Source organism: Tabrizicola sp. (assembly GCF_036781545.1).
Taxonomy (GTDB): Bacteria; Pseudomonadota; Alphaproteobacteria; order Rhodobacterales; family Rhodobacteraceae; genus Tabrizicola.
Window position 1 is genome coordinate 1 of the sequence record NZ_DAIQAT010000258.1, and the last position, 3,099, is coordinate 3,099.

Consider the following 3,099-nt stretch of genomic DNA (forward strand, 5'->3'; position numbering starts at 1 on the left):
ATCCGGTCGCACCGACGCGGGCTGGTGGCTGGAAAGTGGATGTGAGCCGGGGTGAACGGAACGGGCGGGTGTCGTCCGAATGGTTCAACCGGCCTGATGACGAGCGGTATCTGTCGCTCGACGATCTCTGGGCCGATGTGAAAGGCCGCTCCGAGCGCAGCCGTAGCCGGGTGGTGCAAACGGCAGAAATTCGAGTCGAGGCGGCGCGCGACAACCCCGAGCGGCTGCACCTGATGCTGCCGAAAGCGCAGGAGCCGATTGCGCCCACGCACTGGGCCTTCGGCCAGCTTGCCAGCATCGTCGGCGCGCCTGCCTCCTACCTGCGGCAGCTGCCCGCGCCGCTGGCGGGCATCAACCTGCAGTATGGCCTGGCCAACCACCGCGCCGAGCAGGTGAAAACCTTCGTGACGGAAGACGGCCGCACCGAACTGCGCGCGGTGACCGGCCCCGACTATGGCCGCATCCATGACCATGAGCTGGTCGAGGCGGTGCAGCGCATCGCGGGCAATGGCACCGGCGACACGCGCTGGAAGGTGCCGGGCGTGCTCGACTGGTCGACCGGGGTCTACAACCCAGATGTCGAAGTCAGCCGCGACACGACCACGCTCTACGCCTCGGACCGCGACGTCTTCCTGTTCCTGGTCGACGATCACAACCCGATCGAGGCGGGTCGGCTGCCGGATGGTTCCCCCGATCTCTACTTCCGAGGCTTCTACTGCTGGAATTCCGAGGTGGGCGCGAAAACCCTCGGCATGGCAAGCTTCTACCTGCGGGCTGTGTGCCAGAACCGCAATCTCTGGGGCGTCGAGGATTTCCAGGAGATCACCATCCGCCATTCGAAATACGCGGCCTCGCGCTTTGCCCATGAGGCGGCCCCGGCACTGACGCGCTTCGCCAATTCCTCGCCGCAGGGCTTCGTGAACGGCATCAAGGCGGCGCGGCAGCAGATCGTGGCGCGGACGGACGAGGACCGGGATGACTTCCTGCGTAAGCGCGGCTTCTCGAAGGCCGAAGCCGGCAAGATAATCGAGAAGGTGCTGATGGAAGAGGGCCGCCCGCCCGAGAGCATCTTCGACTTCGTGCAGGGCATCACGCGGCTTGCGCGCGACAAGACCCAGCAGGATGCCCGCCTCGACATGGAGGGGCGCGCCAAGAAGCTCCTCGACCGGGTCGGCTGACGGCAGACCCGACATCGCGACCGCCCTCGCGCGCGGCGGTCGCGCTTTCCCCTTCCACATGCATGCCACTGGTCCCGCCCCGAGAGGGTAGGGGGCTTCGGCGTGCGCATTTCAGCGAGAACTCCAATGACCCCCCAGGAAGAAACTATCGTCCTCGAAGCCCGCGACATCCTCGGCCGCTATCTCAGCCAAAACCCCGTCATCGGCAGTTGGCAGGCGCTGATGGACTACTGTGCGCTCACCGTTCGCGGCCCCATCGAGCGGTTTCACGTCCTCTACCTTGACCGCAAGAACCGCATCATCTCCGATGAGCTTCTCTCGACCGGCACGGTCGATCATGTCCCAGTCTATCCGCGCGAAGTGATCAAGCGGGCGCTGATGCTGAACGCCAGCGCCCTGATCCTCATCCACAACCACCCGTCCGGCGATCCAACGCCCTCGGAGGCCGATCTCAGCATGACCAAGGAGATCCAGAAGGGCTGCAAGTATCTCGGCCTGACGCTGCACGACCACATCATCGTCGGCGCCGGGACGGAGCTGAGCCTGCGAGCCCTGGGGAAGCTCTGAGGGCCCATCGGACCCATCGCCGTCTCGCCTTCGAGAAAGAGGGCGGCGGTTTGGTCTTTGACGGAGAAGCGGGAAGAGACGCTTCTCGCGCCGTCGGAGATCCGCCCATGTTCGACCTGCAATTGCCCATCCACCCGACCGCCCACGCGCGGTGCGTCCCGACGCATATTCTGACTGGCGACGCTGACCCCAGTCATCCCTTCGCCCTGACCCTGTCGCGCCGCGCGCCGGCCGACCTCATGTCGGGCCGGGCCACGCCTTTGGTCCTCTCCCGCTTCGCAACGCTGGCCGAGGCCATGCAGGGCGCGATCGACCATGCCGAGGGCATCGCCCCGGATGCCGGGCCCCAGCTTCTTGCGATCCTCGACCGCGACGAGCGCCTTGTTCTGGCCGGGGCCGCCAGCGACCACGTCGTCGCCTGGTGTCATCCGCTGACGAGCGCGGCCGAGGCGCGGGGCGTGGTAACCGAGGCGAGCCAGCTGCGCGCGCAGGCGGGGCGCGCGACCGCCTGGGGCGAACCCGATCTGGCGCAGCGGCTGCGCCACCGCGCCGATCTTCTGGATGCTCGGCTCGTCGATCCGCTCTGGCGCGCCTTCGCCGCCCGGGCGCTGCAGGTTGCCGCGTGAGGCCCGAGAGACAGAGAGGGGCAGGGGGGAATTGGAGCTTGTCCGGGGGAGAGAGATCGCCCGGCCTGGCTTCGATCCCTTCCCCTGACTGGAGACACCCAATGACCCTGACGGAACCCACCCTCGCGCCGCCGATGGCACCCCCGACCGTCGACGTGGCCCAGATCTTCGCCGCGCATGCTGCTCGCGCGGCCCGGATCGAAGCACTGCGCCCCGGCAACAAGGACCGTCTCTTCGATTGCCTCACGGCGGCCGGCATCACCCATGTCACCGTGACCTTCGACGGTGCCGGCGACAGCGGCCAGATCGAAAGCATCGGCGCATGGTCCGGTGAGACCGCCGTCGAGTTCCCCACGACCGAGATCGCATACGCGGCGCTCACCTGGGACGATCCCGAAGTCGAAATGCGCAGCCTGTCGCTCGAGGATGTCGTCGAGCAGCTGGCCTATGACTTCCTGTCCGACACCCATGGCGGTTGGGAAAACAACGATGGGGCCTGGGGCGAGTTCTGCTTCGACGCTGCGGCCCGCTGCATCCACCTCGAGTTCAACGAGCGCGTCACCTCGTCCGAACTCTACACCCACGATTTCTGAGGGGGCGGAGATGGCACATCCCTACCACCACGCCCTGTCCTCCGTGAAGAAATGGGGCGGCACGGTCGACGATTTCATGGCGGTGCATGCCTGGTTAGATGTTATCTGGACAGGCAAGCGTTTTCTTGGCGCGTA

General features: G+C 66.5%; 5 protein-coding genes. All 5 read left to right on the forward strand.

Going from position 1 to position 3,099, the window contains the following annotated elements:
* Positions 1-1,178: DUF932 domain-containing protein (locus tag V7Q39_RS20310; protein WP_443082557.1), on the forward strand; the 1,178-nt coding region annotated here is incomplete at its 5' end.
* Positions 1,179-1,304: 126 nt separating this feature from the next.
* Positions 1,305-1,745, forward strand: a complete 441-nt coding sequence (locus tag V7Q39_RS20315; RefSeq protein ID WP_037275716.1) for a JAB domain-containing protein — start codon at positions 1,305-1,307, stop codon at positions 1,743-1,745.
* A gap of 107 nt (positions 1,746-1,852) precedes the next feature.
* Positions 1,853-2,371: a DNA repair protein RadC gene (locus V7Q39_RS20320; protein ID WP_333818429.1), complete on the forward strand. Its 519-nt coding sequence runs from the start codon at positions 1,853-1,855 to the stop codon at positions 2,369-2,371.
* Between the two features lie 101 nt (positions 2,372-2,472).
* Positions 2,473-2,964: a DUF6878 family protein gene (locus V7Q39_RS20325; RefSeq protein WP_333818430.1), complete on the forward strand. Its 492-nt coding sequence runs from the start codon at positions 2,473-2,475 to the stop codon at positions 2,962-2,964.
* Between the two features lie 10 nt (positions 2,965-2,974).
* Positions 2,975-3,099, forward strand: a 125-nt coding sequence (locus V7Q39_RS20650) for a DUF6915 family protein (protein WP_443082558.1), incomplete at its 3' end; no start/stop codon positions are given.

Coding starts and splice junctions, on each gene's coding strand:
- V7Q39_RS20315 (WP_037275716.1), top strand. CDS start 1,305: ATGACCCCCCAGGAAGAAACTATCGTCCTCGAAGCCCGCGACATCCTC.
- V7Q39_RS20320 (WP_333818429.1), top strand. CDS start 1,853: ATGTTCGACCTGCAATTGCCCATCCACCCGACCGCCCACGCGCGGTGC.
- V7Q39_RS20325 (WP_333818430.1), top strand. CDS start 2,473: ATGACCCTGACGGAACCCACCCTCGCGCCGCCGATGGCACCCCCGACC.